General features: G+C 72.6%; 14 protein-coding genes and 1 pseudogene. 6 read left to right on the top strand and 9 right to left on the bottom strand.

Annotated elements, in window-relative coordinates:
* Positions 1-117 precede the first annotated feature (117 nt).
* Together otsB and O7625_RS00830 are read right to left on the bottom strand one after the other, a co-directional pair.
* Positions 118-2,679 carry a trehalose-phosphatase gene (gene otsB / locus O7625_RS00835; protein WP_282346758.1) on the bottom strand — a complete coding sequence of 854 codons (2,562 nt, stop codon included), beginning with the start codon at positions 2,677-2,679 and terminating at the stop codon, positions 118-120.
* Between the two features lie 41 nt (positions 2,680-2,720).
* Complete coding sequence (locus O7625_RS00830; protein WP_067308557.1) at positions 2,721-4,121, bottom strand: trehalose-6-phosphate synthase; 1,401 nt, start codon at positions 4,119-4,121, stop codon at positions 2,721-2,723.
* A gap of 310 nt (positions 4,122-4,431) precedes the next feature.
* Here O7625_RS00830 and ettA point away from each other — a divergent pair, with 310 nt between their 5' ends.
* From ettA to O7625_RS00810, 4 genes are all read left to right on the top strand, one after another.
* Complete coding sequence (gene ettA, locus O7625_RS00825; protein ID WP_282343566.1) at positions 4,432-6,108, top strand: energy-dependent translational throttle protein EttA; 1,677 nt, start codon at positions 4,432-4,434, stop codon at positions 6,106-6,108.
* 2 nt (positions 6,109-6,110) lie between these two features.
* Positions 6,111-6,557 (top strand): thioesterase family protein, encoded by a 447-nt coding sequence (locus O7625_RS00820; protein WP_282267506.1) that lies wholly within the window; start codon positions 6,111-6,113, stop codon positions 6,555-6,557.
* Between the two features lie 59 nt (positions 6,558-6,616).
* Positions 6,617-7,291 (top strand): hypothetical protein, encoded by a 675-nt coding sequence (locus O7625_RS00815; RefSeq protein ID WP_067308595.1) that lies wholly within the window; start codon positions 6,617-6,619, stop codon positions 7,289-7,291.
* 131 nt (positions 7,292-7,422) lie between these two features.
* On the top strand, positions 7,423-8,004 hold the full coding sequence (locus tag O7625_RS00810) for a YbjN domain-containing protein (protein ID WP_282343564.1): 582 nt from the start codon (positions 7,423-7,425) through the stop codon (positions 8,002-8,004).
* Between the two features lie 117 nt (positions 8,005-8,121).
* Here O7625_RS00810 and O7625_RS00805 read toward each other — a convergent pair whose 3' ends face one another.
* From O7625_RS00805 to O7625_RS00795, 3 genes and pseudogenes are all read right to left on the bottom strand, one after another.
* Positions 8,122-8,544: a globin gene (locus tag O7625_RS00805; protein WP_067308569.1), complete on the bottom strand. Its 423-nt coding sequence runs from the start codon at positions 8,542-8,544 to the stop codon at positions 8,122-8,124.
* 51 nt (positions 8,545-8,595) lie between these two features.
* Complete coding sequence (locus O7625_RS00800) at positions 8,596-9,957, bottom strand: MFS transporter (RefSeq protein WP_084261309.1); 1,362 nt, start codon at positions 9,955-9,957, stop codon at positions 8,596-8,598.
* A 500-nt stretch (positions 9,958-10,457) separates the two neighbouring features.
* Positions 10,458-11,393 (bottom strand): annotated as a pseudogene (locus O7625_RS00795) (mechanosensitive ion channel family protein); the annotation flags it as partial.
* Between the two features lie 375 nt (positions 11,394-11,768).
* Between O7625_RS00795 and O7625_RS00790 the strand changes: the two are divergent.
* A complete protein-coding gene (locus O7625_RS00790) occupies positions 11,769-12,314 on the top strand; it encodes an HNH endonuclease (RefSeq protein WP_067308600.1) in 546 nt (181 codons plus the stop codon).
* A 96-nt stretch (positions 12,315-12,410) separates the two neighbouring features.
* On the opposite strand, the gene O7625_RS00785 is transcribed toward O7625_RS00790, so the two are convergent.
* From O7625_RS00785 to O7625_RS00775, 3 genes are all read right to left on the bottom strand, one after another.
* Positions 12,411-13,244 (bottom strand): class F sortase, encoded by an 834-nt coding sequence (locus O7625_RS00785; RefSeq protein WP_282346757.1) that lies wholly within the window; start codon positions 13,242-13,244, stop codon positions 12,411-12,413.
* Positions 13,245-13,325: 81 nt separating this feature from the next.
* Positions 13,326-13,850: a hypothetical protein gene (locus tag O7625_RS00780; RefSeq protein WP_282343561.1), complete on the bottom strand. Its 525-nt coding sequence runs from the start codon at positions 13,848-13,850 to the stop codon at positions 13,326-13,328.
* Between the two features lie 87 nt (positions 13,851-13,937).
* Positions 13,938-14,408 (bottom strand): Lrp/AsnC family transcriptional regulator, encoded by a 471-nt coding sequence (locus tag O7625_RS00775; RefSeq protein WP_282343559.1) that lies wholly within the window; start codon positions 14,406-14,408, stop codon positions 13,938-13,940.
* Between the two features lie 146 nt (positions 14,409-14,554).
* Here O7625_RS00775 and O7625_RS00770 point away from each other — a divergent pair, with 146 nt between their 5' ends.
* On the top strand, positions 14,555-15,457 hold the full coding sequence (locus O7625_RS00770) for a tryptophan 2,3-dioxygenase family protein (protein ID WP_282343557.1): 903 nt from the start codon (positions 14,555-14,557) through the stop codon (positions 15,455-15,457).
* A 54-nt stretch (positions 15,458-15,511) separates the two neighbouring features.
* Here O7625_RS00770 and O7625_RS00765 read toward each other — a convergent pair whose 3' ends face one another.
* On the bottom strand, positions 15,512-16,456 hold the full coding sequence (locus O7625_RS00765) for an alpha/beta hydrolase (RefSeq protein ID WP_282346756.1): 945 nt from the start codon (positions 16,454-16,456) through the stop codon (positions 15,512-15,514).
* Between the last annotated feature and the right edge of the window lie 364 nt (positions 16,457-16,820).

Below are 16,820 nucleotides of genomic sequence, written 5' to 3'. Positions count from 1 at the left end.
GATGTAGCGGTATCCCTGGATGGGGATACCGCTACATCGGCTCAGGTGAGTCGATCTTCCGATCGGTCCGGGTGAGGCGATCCTGCGGCGGAGCCGTATGGCCGACCGGGCCGGGGGTTACTGCTTGAGCATGTTGTCCAGCAGCAGGGCGCAGCGGATCAGCCCGAGGTGGCTGTACGCCTGCGGGTGGTTGCCCAGCCCCCGCTCGGCCAGCGGGTCGTACTGCTCGGGGAGCAGCCCGGTCGGGCCGGCGGTGTCGATCATCTGGGCGAACAGCTCCTCCGCGTCGGTGCGTCGACCGGTGCGCAGGTACGCCTCGATCAGCCACGCCGTGCAGATGTGGAAGCCGCCCTCCCGGCCGGGCAGGCCGTCGTCCCAGTGGTAGCGGTAGACGACCGGACCGCTGCGCAGATCCGCCTCGATCCTGAGCACGGTGGAGAGGAAGCGCGGGTCGTCCCCCGGGAGCAGGCCGGAGAGCCCGATCCAGAGCGAGGAGGCGTCCATGTCCTCGTCGCCGTACGCGACGCTGTACGCCTCGACCTCCTCGTGCCAGCCGTTCTCCAGCACGTTGGCGCCGATCCGGTCGCGCAGCTCCACCCACTCCGGCCGGTCCTCGCCGTCGTGCTGGCGCACCACGTGCAGGGCCCGGTCGACGGTCATCCAGCACATCACCTTCGAGAAGATGTGGTGCCGGGGTGGGAGGCGGGCCTCCCAGATGCCGTGGTCGGGCTCGTGCCAGCGGCGGCGGACCGCCTCGACCATGTTGTCCAGCACCCGCCACTCGTCGTCGCGGACCGAGCCCCGGGCGTCGGCGACGGCCGCGATCAGGTCGGCGATCGGGCCGAAGACGTCCAGTTGGAGCTGGTGGTTGGCGAGGTTGCCGACCCGGACCGGCCGGGAGCCGGCGTACCCGGGCAGGGTGTCGATGACCGCCTCGGCGCCCAGCTCGTAGCCGTCCACCGTGTAGAGCGGGTGCAGCCGCTCGGGGTGCCCGCCGGTGCGCTCGATGCAGCCGTCCACCCAGCGCAGCAGCGCCTCGGCCTCCTCGATCGAGCCGAGGTCGACCAGGGCACGCGCGGTCATCGCCGCGTCCCGCAGCCAGCAGTACCGGTAGTCCCAGTTGCGGACGCCGCCCAGCTCCTCCGGCAGCGAGGTGGTCGCCGCCGCCAGGATCGAGCCGGTCGCCTCGTGGCAGAGCCCGCGCAGGGTGAGCGCGCTACGGGCGACCAGGTCCCGGGCGGTGGCGGGCAGCCGCAGTGAGGCCACCCAGTCCTTCCAGGGCTGCTCGGCCTTGGCCTGCCGGTCGTGGATGGCGACCGTGTGGTCCTCCAGGCTGTGCGTGCCGAAGCGCAGCTCCAGCACCACCTGGCCGCCGGTGGCGGAGAGGTCGACCACGGCGTGCGCGGTCTCGTACCCGCCGTCGTTGCGGACCTGCCAGGTCACCCCGGGGGAGTAGAGCGCGACGGGCTCGTTGGAGCCGAGCACCAGCAGGCCGTCCTTCTTCGGCTGGAGCTGGGTGGCGACCTGCCCGAACTCGGGGCGCGGGGCGAACTCGACGCGGGCCCGGCCGGAGCCGCTGAGCACCCGGACCAGGGTGGAGTCGCCGGTGACGACGGCCGGGCCGTCCGGGGTGGTCTCCCGGGCCGGCAGGTCCAGCCAGTCGGTGACGGTGAGCCCGGACCAGCGGGTCTCCACGGTCATCGTGCCGTTGCGGTAGCGCTGGCCCAGCGGGATGCCGCCGCGCTCCGGCCCGACGGTGAAGTGCCCGGCCGGGCTGCCGCCGACCAGGTCGGCGAAGATCGCCGCCGAGTCGGGCTTGGGGTGGCAGAGCCAGCTCACCTTGGCCTCGGGGGTGAGCAGCGCGACGGTACGGCCGTTGGCCAGCATCGAGTGCCGTTCGATCGGCACCGCCCGCTCGCCGAAGAGCCAGTGCCGGCGGGTCTCCAGCAGCAGGCCGAGGGCGCGGGCCGCCTCGACCGGCTCGGCCACCCGGTAGTGCGCCTGGGTGTCCCCCGGGCCGATCTTGATGCCCAGATCGGGGCCGCGCAGGGTGCCGAAGGCGTTCTCGTCGGTGACGTCGTCGCCGATGAAGAGCACCGCGCTGGCCGAGAGCTGGGTGCGGAGCTGGTCGACCGCGGTGCCCTTGTGGGTGGCGACCACCGACAGCTCGATGACCTCCTTGCCCTGGGTGACGGTGACGTCGTCCCACGTCGCCGGCCCGGCGCGGACGGCCTCGACGGCGGCGGCGGCGACCTGCGGGTCGACCCCGCGGGTGTGCACCGCGACGCTGGCCGGCTTGCGCTCCAGGCGTACCCCCGGGTGGGCGACGGCGATCTCGCGCAGCGCGTCGCGCAGCCGGGTGCGGACCGCGACCAGCTCGGGGGAGAGCCGCTCGACGAAGCCGATGTCGAACTCGGAACCGTGGCTGCCGACGAGGTGGATCTCGTTGGGCAGCCGGGAGAGCGCGGCCAGGTCGCGCAGTGCCCGGCCGGAGACCACCGCGACGGTGGTCTGCGGCAGCGCGGCCAGCGCCCGGACGGCGGCGACCGACTCGGGCAGCGGCACGGCCTTGCTCGGGTCCTCGACGATCGGCGCGAGGGTGCCGTCGTAGTCGCACGCGACCAGGAGCTGTGGTACGCGGGCGATCCGGCCGATCGCGGCGAGCAGCTCCGGGTCCATCGTCCCGGCGGCGGGGGTGACGATCTCGGCGGTGGGGGCGTTCACTCGACCTCCGTCCCCGGTGCGCCCAACTCGGTCAGAAAGGACTTCGCCCAGTGCCCCACGTCGTGGGTGCGCAGATGACGTTGCATGATCCGCATGCGTCTGCGGGCCTCCGGCTTCTCTACGTGTACAGCCCGCAGGAGGGCGTCCTTGACGGCGTCGGGGTCGTGCGGATTGCACAGGAACGCCTGGCGCAGCTCGGTGGCGGCGCCGGCGAACTCGCTGAGCACGAGCGCACCGCCCTGGTCGGCGCGCGATGCGACGTACTCCTTGGCCACCAGGTTCATTCCGTCTCGCAGCGGGGTCACCATCATCACGTCGGCCGCGACGTACATCGCGGCCAGTTCGGAGCGACTGTACGACTGATGCAGATAATGCACCGCCGGCACGCCGACCCTGCCGAATTCGCCATTAATCCGACCAACCTCGCGTTCCACCTTGACACGAAGTGCCTGGTAGTGCTCGACGCGCTCGCGGCTCGGCGTGGCGACCTGCACCATAACCGCGTCCGGAACTGTCAACTTTCCGTCAGCAAGAAGTTCGCGGAAGGCCTTGAGTCGAAGCTCGATGCCCTTCGTGTAGTCGAGCCGGTCCACGCCCAGGATGATCGTCTTCGGGTTGCCCAGCTCCTCGCGGATCTGCTTGGCCCGCGCCTGGATCGCCGGGTCCTCGGCCAGCCGCTCCATCTCCCGGGTCTCGATGGAGATCGGGAACGCGCCCGCCTTCACCTGCCGCCCGTCGACCTGGATCATCTGGCCCTCGTAGCGCAGGCCGAGCAGGTGCCGGGCCAGCCGGACGAAGTTCTGCGCGGCCAGCCGCTGCTGGAAACCGACCAGGTCGCTGCCGAGCAGGCCGCGCAGGATCTCGGTGCGGAACGGCATCTGCATGAACAGCTCGATCGGCGGGAACGGGATGTGCAGGAAGAAGCCGATCTTGAGATCCGGCCGCAGCTCGCGCAGCATCGCCGGGACCAGCTGGAGCTGGTAGTCCTGCACCCAGACCGTCGCCCCCTCGGCCGCCACGTCCGCGGCGGCCTCCGCGAACCGGGCGTTGACCAGCCGGTACGCCTCCCGCCAGCGGCGCTTGTAGGCGGGGGTCTCGACGGCGTCGTGATAGAGCGGCCAGATGGTCGCGTTGGACTGGCCTTCGTAGTAGCGTTCCAACTCCTCGGCACTCAACGGCACCGGGTGCAGTCGGATGCCCTCCAGGTCGAACGGCTCCGGGGCGGCGCCGGTGCCACCGGCCCAGCCGACCCAGGTGCCCCGGTGCTCGGCGAGGACGGGGTGCAGCGCGGTGACCAGCCCACCCGGGCTACGTCGCCACTGCCGCCCCTCGGGTGTGCTCACCTCGTCGACCGGCAGTCGGTTGGCCACAACGACAAAGGAGCTACGGACGGTCACGATCGGCCACCTCCGGGTGCTGACGGGTCCACCGCGATGAGCGTACTGAGCGTAGCTGCGGCCTCTGGGACCCCGTGCCGCAGTTACCTACCCTTCCCGCGTCGGCTGAACCCGTACCGTGATCTTGACGACACCCGCTCCCACCTGGCGGGCCGGACCGCGGCCGGGGCGGGGTGATGTGGGCGCGGCGGGCCCCACCTGTCAGGATTGACGGCGGCGTGCGCGTGGCCGGCCTCCGGCCGGCGGCGGATGGCGGTCGTCACCCGCGCCGCGCCGCCCACGACGACAACCGACGGAGGTAGCCCGCACCGTGGCCCAGTTCATCTACGTCCTGGAAAAGGCGCGCAAGGCGCACGGCGACAAGGTCGTGCTCGACAACGTGACGCTGAACTTCCTGCCGGGGGCCAAGATCGGTGTGGTCGGCCCGAACGGCGCCGGTAAGTCCAGCCTCCTCAAGATCATGGCAGGGCTGGACAAGCCGAGCAACGGCGAGGCCCGGCTGATGCCCGGCTACACCGTCGGGATGCTCGCCCAGGAGCCACCGCTCAACGACTCGAAGACCGTGCTCGGCAACGTCGAGGAGGCGGTCGCCGAGACCAAGGCCAAGCTGGAGCGGTTCAACGCCATCGCCGAGCAGATGGCCACCGACTACTCCGACGAGCTGATGGAGGAGATGGGCAAGCTCCAGGAGGAGCTGGACCACCTCGACGCCTGGGACATCGACTCCAAGCTCGAACTGGCCATGGACGCGCTGCGCTGCCCGCCGCCGGACGCCGACGTCACCCAGCTCTCCGGCGGTGAGCGCCGCCGGGTCGCGCTGTGCAAGCTGCTGCTGGAAGCGCCCGACCTGCTGCTGCTCGACGAGCCCACCAACCACCTCGACGCGGAGAGCGTCTCCTGGCTGGAGCAGCACCTGGCCAAGTACGCCGGCACCGTCATGGCGATCACCCACGACCGGTACTTCCTGGACAACGTGGCCAACTGGATCCTGGAGCTGGACCGCGGCCGGACGTACCCATACGAGGGCAACTACTCCACCTACCTGGAGAAGAAGGCCGCCCGGCTGGCCGTCGAGGGTCGCCGCGACGCCAAGATGAAGAAGCGGCTCACCGAGGAGCTGGAGTGGGTCCGCTCCAACGCCAAGGCGCGGCAGACCAAGTCCAAGGCCCGGCTGGACCGCTACGACGAGATGGCCGCCGAGGCGGAGAAGACCCGCAAGCTGGACTTCGAGGAGATCCAGATCCCGCCGGGTCCGCGCCTGGGCAACACCGTCATCGAGGCCAACCACCTCAGCAAGGGCTTCGACGAGCGGCTGCTCATCGACGACCTGTCCTTCTCGCTGCCGCGCAACGGCATCGTCGGCATCATCGGCCCGAACGGCGTCGGCAAGACCACCCTGTTCAAGACCATCGTCGGGCTCGAGCAGCCGACCGACGGCCAGGTCCGGGTCGGCGAGACGGTCTCCCTGTCGTACGTCGACCAGAACCGGGAGGGCCTCAACGGCGACAAGACGGTCTGGGAGGTCGTCTCCGACGGGCTGGACCACCTCATGGTCGGCAAGGTCGAGATGCCGTCGCGGGCGTACATCGCCGCGTTCGGGTTCAAGGGGCCGGACCAGCAGAAGCCGACCAAGGTGCTCTCCGGCGGCGAGCGCAACCGGCTCAACCTGGCGCTGACCCTCAAGATCGGCGGCAACGTGATCCTGCTCGACGAGCCGACCAACGACCTGGACGTCGAGACGCTGTCCAGCCTGGAGAACGCGCTGCTGGAGTTCCCCGGCTGCGCGGTGGTCATCTCGCACGACCGGATGTTCCTCGACCGGGTCGCCACCCACATCCTGGCCTGGGAGGGCGACGACGAGAACCCGGCGAAGTGGTTCTGGTTCGAGGGCAACTTCGAGGCGTACGAGAAGAACAAGATCGACCGGCTCGGCGCCGAGGCGGCCCGACCGCACCGGGTGACCTACCGCAAGCTGACCCGCGACTGAGCATGGCGGACCGTTTCGTCTACCACTGCACCCTGCGCTGGTCCGACCTGGACGCGTACGGCCACGTCAACAACTCGCGCTTCCTCACCCTGTACGAGGAGGCGCGGGTGGCGTTGATGTTCGCCGGCGGCAAGGCGTGGGGGGTCGGCTCGTTCGCCGACGGGGTGGTCATCCGTCGACACGAGGTCGACTACCTGCGCCCGGTCGACTACGCCCTCGGCCGGGCCACCGCCGAGGCCGCGCCGACCGTCCGGATCGAACTGTGGGTGGAGCGCATCCGGGCCGCCTCGTTCACCGTCGCCTACGAGCTGTACGACGGGGAGGTGCTGGCCAGCACCGCTCGTTCGGTGCTGGTCCCGTTCGACCTGTTCGAGAAGCGGCCCCGGCGGCTCAGCGACGAGGAGCGGGCCTTCCTGGAGGCGTGGGCCGTGGCCGACGGGTCGGCGTGACCGGCGGACCGGCCGCCCACCCCGGGGGCGGGGACGCCGTCGACCCCGGGCGCGGGGGCATTGCCGGCCCGGGCCACGAGGGTGTCGCCGACGCGGGGGCCTTCCTCGCCCGGCTGGTGCGTCTCGACCCGGCCGGGGTGGTCCGGATGCGTCCGCTGGCCGACGTCGGCCGTACCGCCCTGTGGGCCCGGTTGCCGTGGGACGTGCTGGTGGTCCGGACGGTGACCGGCCGGGCGCCGGCCGACGTCACCGTGGTCGCCGCCGAGCTGCTGGCCCGGTTGGCGGCGGCCGACCCCGCGCTGCCCCCGGCCCGGGACGACCGCTGGCGCTGGCCGCTGCCACCGGCGGCGAGCCGACCCGTCGAGGTGCTGCCCGCCGCCGAGCTGCGGCGGATCGCCGAGGCCGCGGCGGGCACCCTGCGCACCGCCGCCGCCGAGGGGGTGGGCGGTCGCGCGGTGGGGCAGCGGGTGCTGCGGGACGCGCTGCTCGACCACGTGGCGGTGACCGTCACGCCGGATGCCGCGCCGACCGAGCCGGTGGAGATCACCCAACGGTTGGTGCAGGGTCTGGTCCGGATGGGATTCCTCGGTCCGGCCGGGGCTGGCGGGGCGGGAGAGGTCCAGGTGCGGGTGGCCGGCCGGTGGGTCGGTCTGGTGGGGCCGTACGGAGCCGCCTGGTCGCGGAAAGTCTCGGATCTCGCAATTCGTCCGGCGCGGGATCAGCCGAAAGGATGACCCCGCATCATTCTTCCGGTCTGGTGCTGCCGTTGGGGGGGTGTCTCAACCCGGCTGTCCGGGTACCGTCCATCCTCGGATCCAACGCACCGTAGGCGATTGGATCCGCTGGGGAGTGAGGTGCGCGAGCGATGCCGTGGTGGTCATGGCGCCCTGGTCCCGCCGCTGGCGGCGACACGGAAACTCGAAGCGGGATCACGGTGGACAGTGTCCGGATGGGGCCACCGTCCCCCCGCCAACCGGCGGACGACTGCACTGTCACCGAGCGACCGGCCGTGACCGACCGGCCGGTCTCCGTGGCACCGGTCACCCTGGCCCGGGTATGTGACGCGCTCGACCTGCTCGACGTGCGTTACCTGGCCGACGGGGACGGCAACCTGCTGGCCATGTGGGAACGGCACGCGGTGCTGGTCACCCTCGAAGGCCCCGAGGACGAGATCCTGGTGATGCGGGCCCGGCCACACGCGACCGTCCCGCCGGACTGGGCCGACCGGGCCTACCGGGTGGTCAACGAGTGGAACCACACCCGCCGGTTCTGCAAGGCCTACATCGGTGACCCGACCGAGCGCGGCCAGCTTCCCATCTACGCCGAGCTGCAGGTGCCGCTCGGCGCCGGGGCACACGACGCGCTGCTGGTGGAGATGCTGGACTGCGGAGCGGCGGTGGCCACCACGTTCGTCGACTGGCTGCACGACGAGGGCGCCCTGCTCTGAGCGGGCGTCCGCCGGCCCGGACGGGCGACGACGAGGGCGTCCCGCCACCGAGCTGGCGTGCGTCGTCCCGGCCCGCTGGGTGCGGGTCGTCGTCGGGGCTGGCAATCGGGCGGTAGCTCAGCCGGCGGCCGGGTCCTCCATGACGTTGACCATGAAGTAGGCCGAGCGCTCCAGGTAGTCCCAGAGGGCGGTGCCGGTCTCCGGCGGCAGCGCCAGCTCGTCCACCGCGCGCCGCATGTGGCGCAGCCAGGCGTCCCGCTCGGCCGGGCCGATCCGGAACGGCGCGTGCCGCATCCGCAGCCGGGGGTGCCCCCGCTGGGCGGAGTAGGTGGTCGGGCCGCCCCAGTACTGCATCAGGAAGAGCGTCATCCGCTCGGCGGCCGGCCCGAGGTCGCCCTCCGGGTACATCGGCCGCAGCAGCGGGTCGGTGGCGATGCCGGCGTAGAACCTGTCGACCAACCTGCGGAAGGTGGGCTCACCACCGACGGCTTCGAAGAGGGTCGTCGACGGAACGGGCCGGGGCTCGCCTGCGGAATTCACCGTTCCATCCTGCCAGGTGTGGCGGTGCCCCGACCGCCGCCCGTCCGCCGATCACGTCACAGCGTGCCGGTGACCGCTCCGCTCGCCGGCCCGGGCCGCCGCGGGTGAGCCGTCCGGCTGCGGACCGGTGGCGACGTTGGTCAGGTCGGCGGCCGCCACCGCGGCGTCGACGGTGGCCCGGTTCGGCCAGCGCAGCGCGGTGCACAGCATCAGCAGCACCCCCGCGGCGCTCCACACGCCGACCACCGTGGGCACCGAGAAGCGGTCGGCGAGCAGACCGGTGACCAGCACCGCGCCACCCTGGATCACCTGGATCCCGGTCGCCATCACACCGAAGGCGCGGGCCCGGTAGCCGTTGGGCAGTGCCCGCACGAAGAGGCCGTTCGCCGTCGGGATCAGACCCGCGACCGCGAAACCGCAGGCCGCCGCGAGCAGGGCGACCACCACCGGTGGGGGATTCAGCAGCGCCGGCACCAGGGCCAGCGGGGCGAGCACCGCGAGGGGCCGCATCAGGCTGAGCCGGCCGGCGGGCGACACCAACCGCCCCACGAGCAGGCCGCCGACGATGAATCCGACCGGATTGGCCGCCATGATGACGGCCTGGGCGGCACCGGAGTCCAGACCGTTGCCGGAGCGCTCCGCGGCCCAGGCCGCGGCCAGCCCCTCCGGCACGATCGAGAAGAGCATCGCGCTGAACACCAGCAGGCTGATCGCCCGCAGGACCGGGTTGCCGAAGACGATCCGGAAGCCCTCGGCGGTCTCCCGCAGCAGGTGGGTACGGTGTGCCTCGCTGAGCGTCGGCTCCCGGTCGCGGACGCCGAGCCGGACGAGCAGGGCCGACAGGCCGAAGGTGGCCGCGTTGAGCAGCAGCGCCGCCGTCGGGCTGAACACGGCGACCGCCGCCCCAGCCAGATAGCCGACCACCTGGGCGGCCTGGCTGGCGCTGGCGTTGAGCGACAGGCCCAGCACCAACCGGTCGCCGGTGAGGATCGCCGGCAGCAGCGCCGACCGGGCCGCCTGGCCGGGCGGGTTGGCGAGGGTGGCGGCGAAGAGCAGGGCCAGGATCGCCCAGACCGGCAGGTCGGGCAGCACGATCAGGGCGGTCAGCACCATCCGGATCACGTCGCAGGTGACCATCACCTGCCGGTGCCGGTGCCGTTCGGCGAGCGCGGCCAGCAGCGGACCGCCGACCAGCCACGGCAGGTAGCTGACCGCGAACGCGGCGGCGGAGAGGGCGACGGACTGGCTCTCCTGGTAGACCAGCACGGTGACCGCGGCCTTGGCGACGTAGTCGCCGATCCAGGACAGGACGCTGGCGGCGAAGACCGCACGGAACTCGACCCGGCCGAACACCTCACGGAAGGTGGCCGGTCGGTCCGGGCCGGGTCGCTGGTCGGACACCGTGGCCTCCATCGTGCCCCGACACCGGCCACTTGTGATGGCCCGGCGGGGCGCCGTCGTCAGATTCGCGGATCAGCGATGACGCGATCACGCTCCCGGGAACGCGTGTACCGGATTCTGCCCGATCGTCTGACAACTGACTAGGGCGAACGGATTGATCGTCGCATCCCCGACTGAACGAACGGACGATACCCGAGGGGCCGGCCGGTGCGCGAGTACCGCCCATCGGGCCGCCGCCGTGGTGCGCCTGCCGCCGTGACCTGCTACCGCCCGTGGGCGCCGCCGGGTCCGGGGGTGCCTGCTCCGGTGGTGCCGGGTCCGGTGCTGCCCGGCCCGGTGCTGCCTGGTGCGGTGCCGGCTGGCCCGGGGGTGTGGGACGGCTCGTGGGTGCCGGTGCCGGTGCCGGTGCCTGTCGGGGCGGGGGTGCCGGCCAGGGTGGTGTAGGTGGGGCCGGCCGAGGTGGCCGCAGTGGCGCTCGGCGGGGTGGTCGGGGTGGTGAGGACGCCGTTGGGCGGCAGTCCCGGATAGAGCCGGGCCGCCGCGATCCGGGCGGTGATGCCGGAGTTCTCCAGCGCCTCCGCGAGCCGGCGACGCAGCTCCCGACCGACCGCGAACTGCCCCTCCGCCGTGGTCTTGACCACCGTACGGAGCACCGCGCCGTCGACTGTCATCTGCTCCACCCCCAGCACCTCGGGCGGCTCGACGATCTCCGGGGCCAGGTCCGGGTCCATCGCCACCGAGGCGGCGGCCGTCCGCAGCACCGCGTTGGCCTCCTCGGTGCCGGCGAACCCGATCGGCAGGTCGATCACGACCAGCGCCCAGCCCTGGCTCTTGTTGCCCACCCGGATGATCTCGCCGTTGCGGATGTACCAGAGCACCCCCCGGCCGTCGCGGACCGTGGTGACCCGCAGCCCCACCGACTCCACCACCCCGGTCGCCTCGCCCAGGTCGACCGTGTCGCCGACGCCGTACTGGTCCTCGATGAGCATGAACAACCCGGCGATCAGGTCCTTGACCAGGCTCTGCGCGCCGAAACCGAGGGCCACCCCGGCGATCCCGGCGCTGGCCAGCAGCGGGGCCAGGTCGAAGCTGAACTCGCGCAGGATCATCAGCAGGGCGATGCCGAAGACGAACGCGGTGACCATGCTGCGCAGCACCGAACCGATCGCCTCGGCGCGTTGGCGACGCCGTTCGGGGACGAACTCGGTCGGGTCGAGCGCGGCGCTGGGCACCCGCTCACGCAGCGGGCGTAGCAGCGTGGGCACCGACCCGTGCGCGGTGGTGCGGACCAGCCGGTTGATCGTCCGGTGCAGCGCCCAGCGGGCGACGAGCGCCAGCAGCAGGATCAGCACCACCCGCAGCGGCTTGAGCAGGATCCAGTAGCTGCCCTCGGCGAACCAGGCCGAGCCGGTCACCCGGTACAGGTACTCGCAGGAGGTGCTGCCCAGACAGTCGGCGCCCGAGCCGCCCCCGGAACCCGGGCTGCTGCCCGGTGTCGGACTCGGGGCGGCGGACAGGACGACGGACGACAGGCTGACGACGCTCACCCTGTCTTCGTACCGCAGGGGGCCTGACAGCCGACGGCCGACCCTCCACGCCCGTTCCGTCCCATGATCGTACGACGCCGAACCGGACATCTTCCTACACGGCGCGGAGCGTTCAGCGGGTACCCCGGATTAGTACGTGCAATCCCGGGTCCGATCAGGGACGATTGGCGCAGCGGATGACGGTGATCCCGCCGGAGCCGGTCGGTGTTCCCTGCTGCCCGAGGGTCGACCGGTGCTGCCAGCGGTGGGAGCGGCTGGACCGGGAGGGTGAGCACGATGCCTGACATACGACCCACGGTGGGCTCCGGCGCGCTGGTTCTCAACGCCACCTACGAGCCGCTGTGTGTCGTGTCCGTGCGTCGAGCCGCGATCCTGGTGCTCTCCGCCAAGGCGGTCTGCGTCGCCGACGGCGACGGCATCCTGCACAGCGCCCACGACGCGCTGCCCGTCCCCTCGGTGGTGCGGCTGACCCGGTTCGTCCGGGTGCCCTACCGCACCCACGTCGGGCTCTCCCGGCGGGCGATCTTCGCCCGCGACGGCAACCGCTGCGCCTACTGCCGGGGCCCGGCCGAGACCATCGACCACGTCTTCCCGCGCAGTCGGGGTGGCCGGCACGCCTGGGAGAACGTGGTCGCCGCGTGCGCCCGGTGCAACCACACCAAGGGCGACAAGACCCCGGCCGAGCTGGGCTGGCGGCTGCACAGCCTGCCGGCCGCCCCGAAGGGCACCGCCTGGCGGGTGCTCGGCCACCGCGCACCGGATCCGCGCTGGGCGGACTGGCTCGACCTGCGCGACCCGTTCCGCGAGGCCGAGGCGGCCTGACCGGCCGCGCCGTCGGTCACGCCCTCGCGCCGCCGGGTCGGGCCGCCGTGCGGTGCCGCTGGCCTGGGCCGGGACCGGTGAGCCGGCCCGGGCCGGTCAGTCGGCTCGGACCAGGGTGGCGTAGACCACCAGGTTGTCGGCGTATCCGGTCGCACCGCCGACCCAGCGCCCGCCGCAGGTGATCAGCCGCAGGCGGGGACGGCTGAAGTCACCGTAGATCTGGTCGACCGGCAACCGTTCCTTGCGGTACCGCTGGATCTCGTCGACCTCGAAGACGGCCACCCGGCGGTCGGCGCGGGTCACCTCGATCTCGTCGCCGTCGTGCAGTTCCTTGAGGCCGTGGAAGACCGCCGGACCGGTGGTGGTGTCCACGTGGCCGACGATCACCGCCGGGCCGTACTGGCCGGGGGTGGGCCCCTGGTCGTACCAGCCGGCCTCCTGGGCGCGGGCGGTGTCCGGGACGGCGATGCTGCCGTCCGGGGCGATGCCGACCCGGTGCACCGTCGCCCGGAGGTCGATCCGGGAGATGGCGATCTGGGTCGGTGGACTCCCGGACAGCACCGGGAACTTCTTCGGCGGCGGGCGCAGGCCGGCGACGAACCGGTCCGGCAGCACGCTGCGCCCGGTGACCCGTTCCACCCCGAGCATCGTCACGATCAGCAGCATCACGGCGGCTATCGCCAGGACGGGCAACCCCGGCCCGCCTGAGGCGAACCGACCGCCGAAGGCCGGCTGCCGGGGCACCGGGCGTACCGGCCGGGCCTGGGTGACCGGGTCGGCGGTGGTCACGCTGGCGGAGAACGCCTGGCCGGCGACCCGGCGGAACCGGGCCGCGGCCCGGCGGGACCGGTGGTGGATCCGGGCGGCGAGCCGGCGGGACCGGGCGGCGAGCCGGCGGGACCGGCGGTGGATCCGGGCGGCGGCCCGCATGGTCCGGCGGGCCGCCGCCCGCAGCCGGCGGCCGGCCGGCCGGGACCGGCGGTGACGGGTGCGGGCCATGGCGACCGGTGGTCAGGCACCGGGACGGGTCCGTCGGCGGTTGCCGCCGAAGACGCCGAGCCCGGCGGCCACGGCCACCACGGCGAGGCCGCCGACCAGCAGCAGTGAACCGGTGCCCCGGTCGCCCACCGTCCCGCCCCCACCGGTGGCCGGTCCCTTGCTCGGCTGCGCCATGTTGAGCACGGTCAGCATGGTCGAGGCGGTGCTGCCGTTGGGGCACCGCAGGTCGACCGGGTAGTCACCGGGCTGCTTGTTGCCGGCGATGGTGACCGCGCCGGTGAGGAAGCCGTTGTCGGGCCGCAGCACCACCCGCCCGAAGGCGTCCGAGTGCACGGTGGCCTGCTGGTTGTTGCTGTTGTCGCAGCTGGCCCGGACGGTGACCCGGGTGCCGGCCGGCGCGCTGTTCGGCGTGACCTCGACGAAGATGTTCTCGCCGGCCCGCGCCGCTGGTGCCGCGACCAGGACGAACGCCCCGACCAGGGCGAACATCGCCAGTACGGCGAGGACGGCGTGACGGTGCAGAGTGAGCCCCCGCATGATTCCCCCCTCCCGGCGACGGTGCGCCGGAATCCTGCGACGGGTGTGCGGGTCTGCATTCCCGCTGGCCGGGGGGCAAACCCGGAGTCAGCGTTGCCGGGGACCGGGGGCGGCCGGTCCGGGCGGCAACGGTGTGACCGGGTGCCACTGCAACGGGCTGGAGAGCACCATCGTGCTGGACGGCTGCCCGTACGGGGCGAGCCGGTCGATGACCGCCTCGAACTGCCCGATCGACCCGGCGGCGACCTTGAGCACGCTGCACGCGTCCCCGGTGATCCGGTGGATCTCCTGGATCTCCGGCCAGTCGACGACCTGCGGGTCGTGCAGGATGCAGCGGGAGCCGTAACAGGACATCCGGATCAGCGCCACCACCGGACGGCCGGCGCGGGCCAGGTCGACGTGGGCGTGGTACCCGGTGATCACCCCGGACTCCTCCAGCCGGCGGACCCGCTCGGCGACCGCCGGTGGGGACAGGTGCACCCGCCGGGACAGCTCGCTGAACGACAGCCGCGCGTCGGCCTGCAACTCGCGGAGCAGCGCCCAGTCCATCTCGTCCATCCGGCGACCTTACCGGCGACAGGTCAGAATGCCGAAGTGCCTTCAGTGGTGAAAGTGATCGGTGGGTACCGCCGTCGAATCGGCATTCCGTCGCCGGCCCACGCCGGGAGATCATGACGGGACCGGTATCCGGAGGAGGCGAGACGATGGAACAGACGGACCTGCGGGCGCGTACGCCGACCCCGGCGGTGCGTCCGGTCACCCCGCAGCAGCGTCGGGCGCGGGCCGCCCGCAACGGCGGCGAACCCACCCTGGAGTTCGCCGACCGGGTGCCCTACGACGCGTACGTGCACGCCAGTACCCTGCACACCCTCCAGCAGCCGCTCAGCTCCGATCCGGGCGAGATGTCCTTCCTGATGGTCAGCCAGATCATGGAGCTGTACTTCGGGCTGACCTGCCACGAGCTGCGGCAGGCCCGGCACGACCTGCGGGCCGACCGGGTGTGGGAGGCGCTCGCCCCGTTGCGCCGGGCCGCCCTGCACCTGGAGGGGCTCAACGCCGCCTGGCGCGGGCTGCGCTGGATGACCCCGGCCGACTTCAACCGGTTCCGCAACCTGCTCGGTGAGGGTTCCGGCTTCCAGTCCGCGATGTACCGGCAGCTCGAGTTCCTGCTCGGGTTGCGCGATCCGGCGCTGATCCGCCCCTTCCGCCGGCAGAGCCAGGTCCACGACGAGCTGCGCGCCGCACTGGCCGTACCGAGCCTCTGGGACGAGGTGGTCGCCCTGCTCGGCCGGCACGGGCACGACCTGCCCGCCGAGCTGCTCGACCGGGACGTCGCCGTCGAGCACCTGCCGCACCCCCGGGTCGAGGCGGCCTGGGTGGCGGTCTACGACGACGACGGGCCGGACAACCACCTGCGGCAGCTCGGCGACGCGCTGGCCGACGTGGCCGAGCAGTTCGGCGACTGGCGCTGGAACCACGTCAAGGCCGTCCAGCGCACCATGGGCGCCAAGGTCGGCAGTGGCGGGTCGGCCGGGCTGGCCTGGTTGCAGCGCAGCATGTCCCGGGTGGTCTTCCCCGAGCTGTGGTCGGCCCGTACCGCGATGTGATCCTCCCGACGGTCGGACCCGCCCCGGCAGCGCGGCGGGTCCGACCGGAGGGGATCAGGAGTGCGGGCAGGTGTCCCGGTACTCCTCGATCGCACTGCCCCGGGGAGCCGGGCAGAGGAACTGCTCGTAGCGGGTGTCGTCGTCGACGAACCGCTTCAGCCAGGAGATGCTGTACTTCGCCACCGTGACGTTCGCCGAGGTGGGCGCGGAGTGGCCGGCGGCGTTCAGCTCCAGGTACGCCTTGTCCAGGCTGGCCGGCAGGCTGGTGTAGAACGGCTCCGAGTGCGACGACACCGGCGCGGTCGAGTCGTTCTCCGCGCCGACCACCAGCGTCGGCACCCGTACCGACGACCAGTTCTTGACCGTGTGCCAGCCGGTCAGCGGGATGGCCGCCTGCAACGTCGGCCGGGTGTTGGCCGCCGACAGGCTGCCTCCGCCGCCCATCGAGTGCCCCATCACCGCGAGCCGGTTCCGGTCGATCCGGGTACGCACCGCGCTGCTGCCGGTCAGGTAGTCCAGGGCGGCGAGCAGCTGGGTGCCCCGGGAGGCCGGCTGGTCGTACACCGAGAGGGTGTCGATGGTGATCACCACGAAGCCCTGCGAGGCCAGCCGGGGGCCGAGCCAGGCGACGCTGGACTGGCTGGCGGTGTAGCCGGGGGAGATGGCCACCGCGCCGAAGGTGCCCTCGGCGGTGCTGGTGGGGTAGTAGACGGTGCCGCCCCGGAAGCCGCTCACCGCGGACGCGGCGACGGTGCTCTGGGCGATGGCGAACGGGCCACGGGTGGCCTCGATGCTGCTCACCGTGGGGGCGGGACCGCGCTCGTAGGGGTTGGCGGCGACCGCGGCGGCGCTTCGGCCGTCGCCGGCCGCGGCCGGCGCGCCCGGCGCGGCGAGCGCCCCGCCACCGACCAGGGCGAGCGCCAGCAGGGGACGGGCGACCAGCCGGGGCCAGGGCCGACGGGGGCCGGACCGGACGGGGTGGGGGTGCAGGGCGGGCACAGGTTGCACGGGTACTCCCTGGGGGTGGCGGGACCGGACGCGACCGACCTCGGTCGATCGACTGTGGTCATCCTCCGCGCCCCGTCGCGCCGTCCGGCAATCCCGATCGGGTCATGCCAGCGGAAGATGGGGCGGACGCCACACCCGCGCCGCCCGTGTCGCCCCGGCGCACCGCGCGCCGAACCGGCAGGATGGGGGCGCGCGACACCGGCAGGACGGGGCGCGCGACCCGACTCGTCGCCACCGCGAGGTCACTGGGACACTGGAGTGACAGGTGGGATCGGCACCCCGCAGGCTCGCGGGGGGCCGGCTCCGCTAACGTGAATGGCAGCGGACTCGGGAGCTCGATGCCATGCTCGTCCAC

It is taken from the genome of Micromonospora sp. WMMD714 (genome assembly GCF_029581315.1).
Lineage (GTDB): Bacteria > Actinomycetota > Actinomycetes > Mycobacteriales > Micromonosporaceae > Micromonospora > Micromonospora rifamycinica.
Note: the sequence above shows the minus strand (reverse complement) of the source record. Positions and strands in the feature narration are given on the sequence as shown.

Bases quoted from the DNA above. Each gene is read 5' to 3' on its own strand.
- O7625_RS00810 (WP_282343564.1), top strand. From the start codon at position 7,423: ATGCCGTGGTGGTCATGGCGCCCTGGTCCCGCCGCTGGCGGCGACACG.
- O7625_RS00790 (WP_067308600.1), top strand. From the start codon at position 11,769: ATGCCTGACATACGACCCACGGTGGGCTCCGGCGCGCTGGTTCTCAAC.
- O7625_RS00800 (WP_084261309.1), bottom strand. From the start codon at position 9,957: ATGGAGGCCACGGTGTCCGACCAGCGACCCGGCCCGGACCGACCGGCC.
- O7625_RS00780 (WP_282343561.1), bottom strand. From the start codon at position 13,850: ATGCGGGGGCTCACTCTGCACCGTCACGCCGTCCTCGCCGTACTGGCG.
- O7625_RS00775 (WP_282343559.1), bottom strand. From the start codon at position 14,408: ATGGACGAGATGGACTGGGCGCTGCTCCGCGAGTTGCAGGCCGACGCG.
- O7625_RS00770 (WP_282343557.1), top strand. From the start codon at position 14,555: ATGGAACAGACGGACCTGCGGGCGCGTACGCCGACCCCGGCGGTGCGT.
- otsB (WP_282346758.1), bottom strand. From the start codon at position 2,679: ATGGACCCGGAGCTGCTCGCCGCGATCGGCCGGATCGCCCGCGTACCA.
- O7625_RS00820 (WP_282267506.1), top strand. From the start codon at position 6,111: ATGGCGGACCGTTTCGTCTACCACTGCACCCTGCGCTGGTCCGACCTG.
- O7625_RS00785 (WP_282346757.1), bottom strand. From the start codon at position 13,244: ATGCGGGCCGCCGCCCGGATCCACCGCCGGTCCCGCCGGCTCGCCGCC.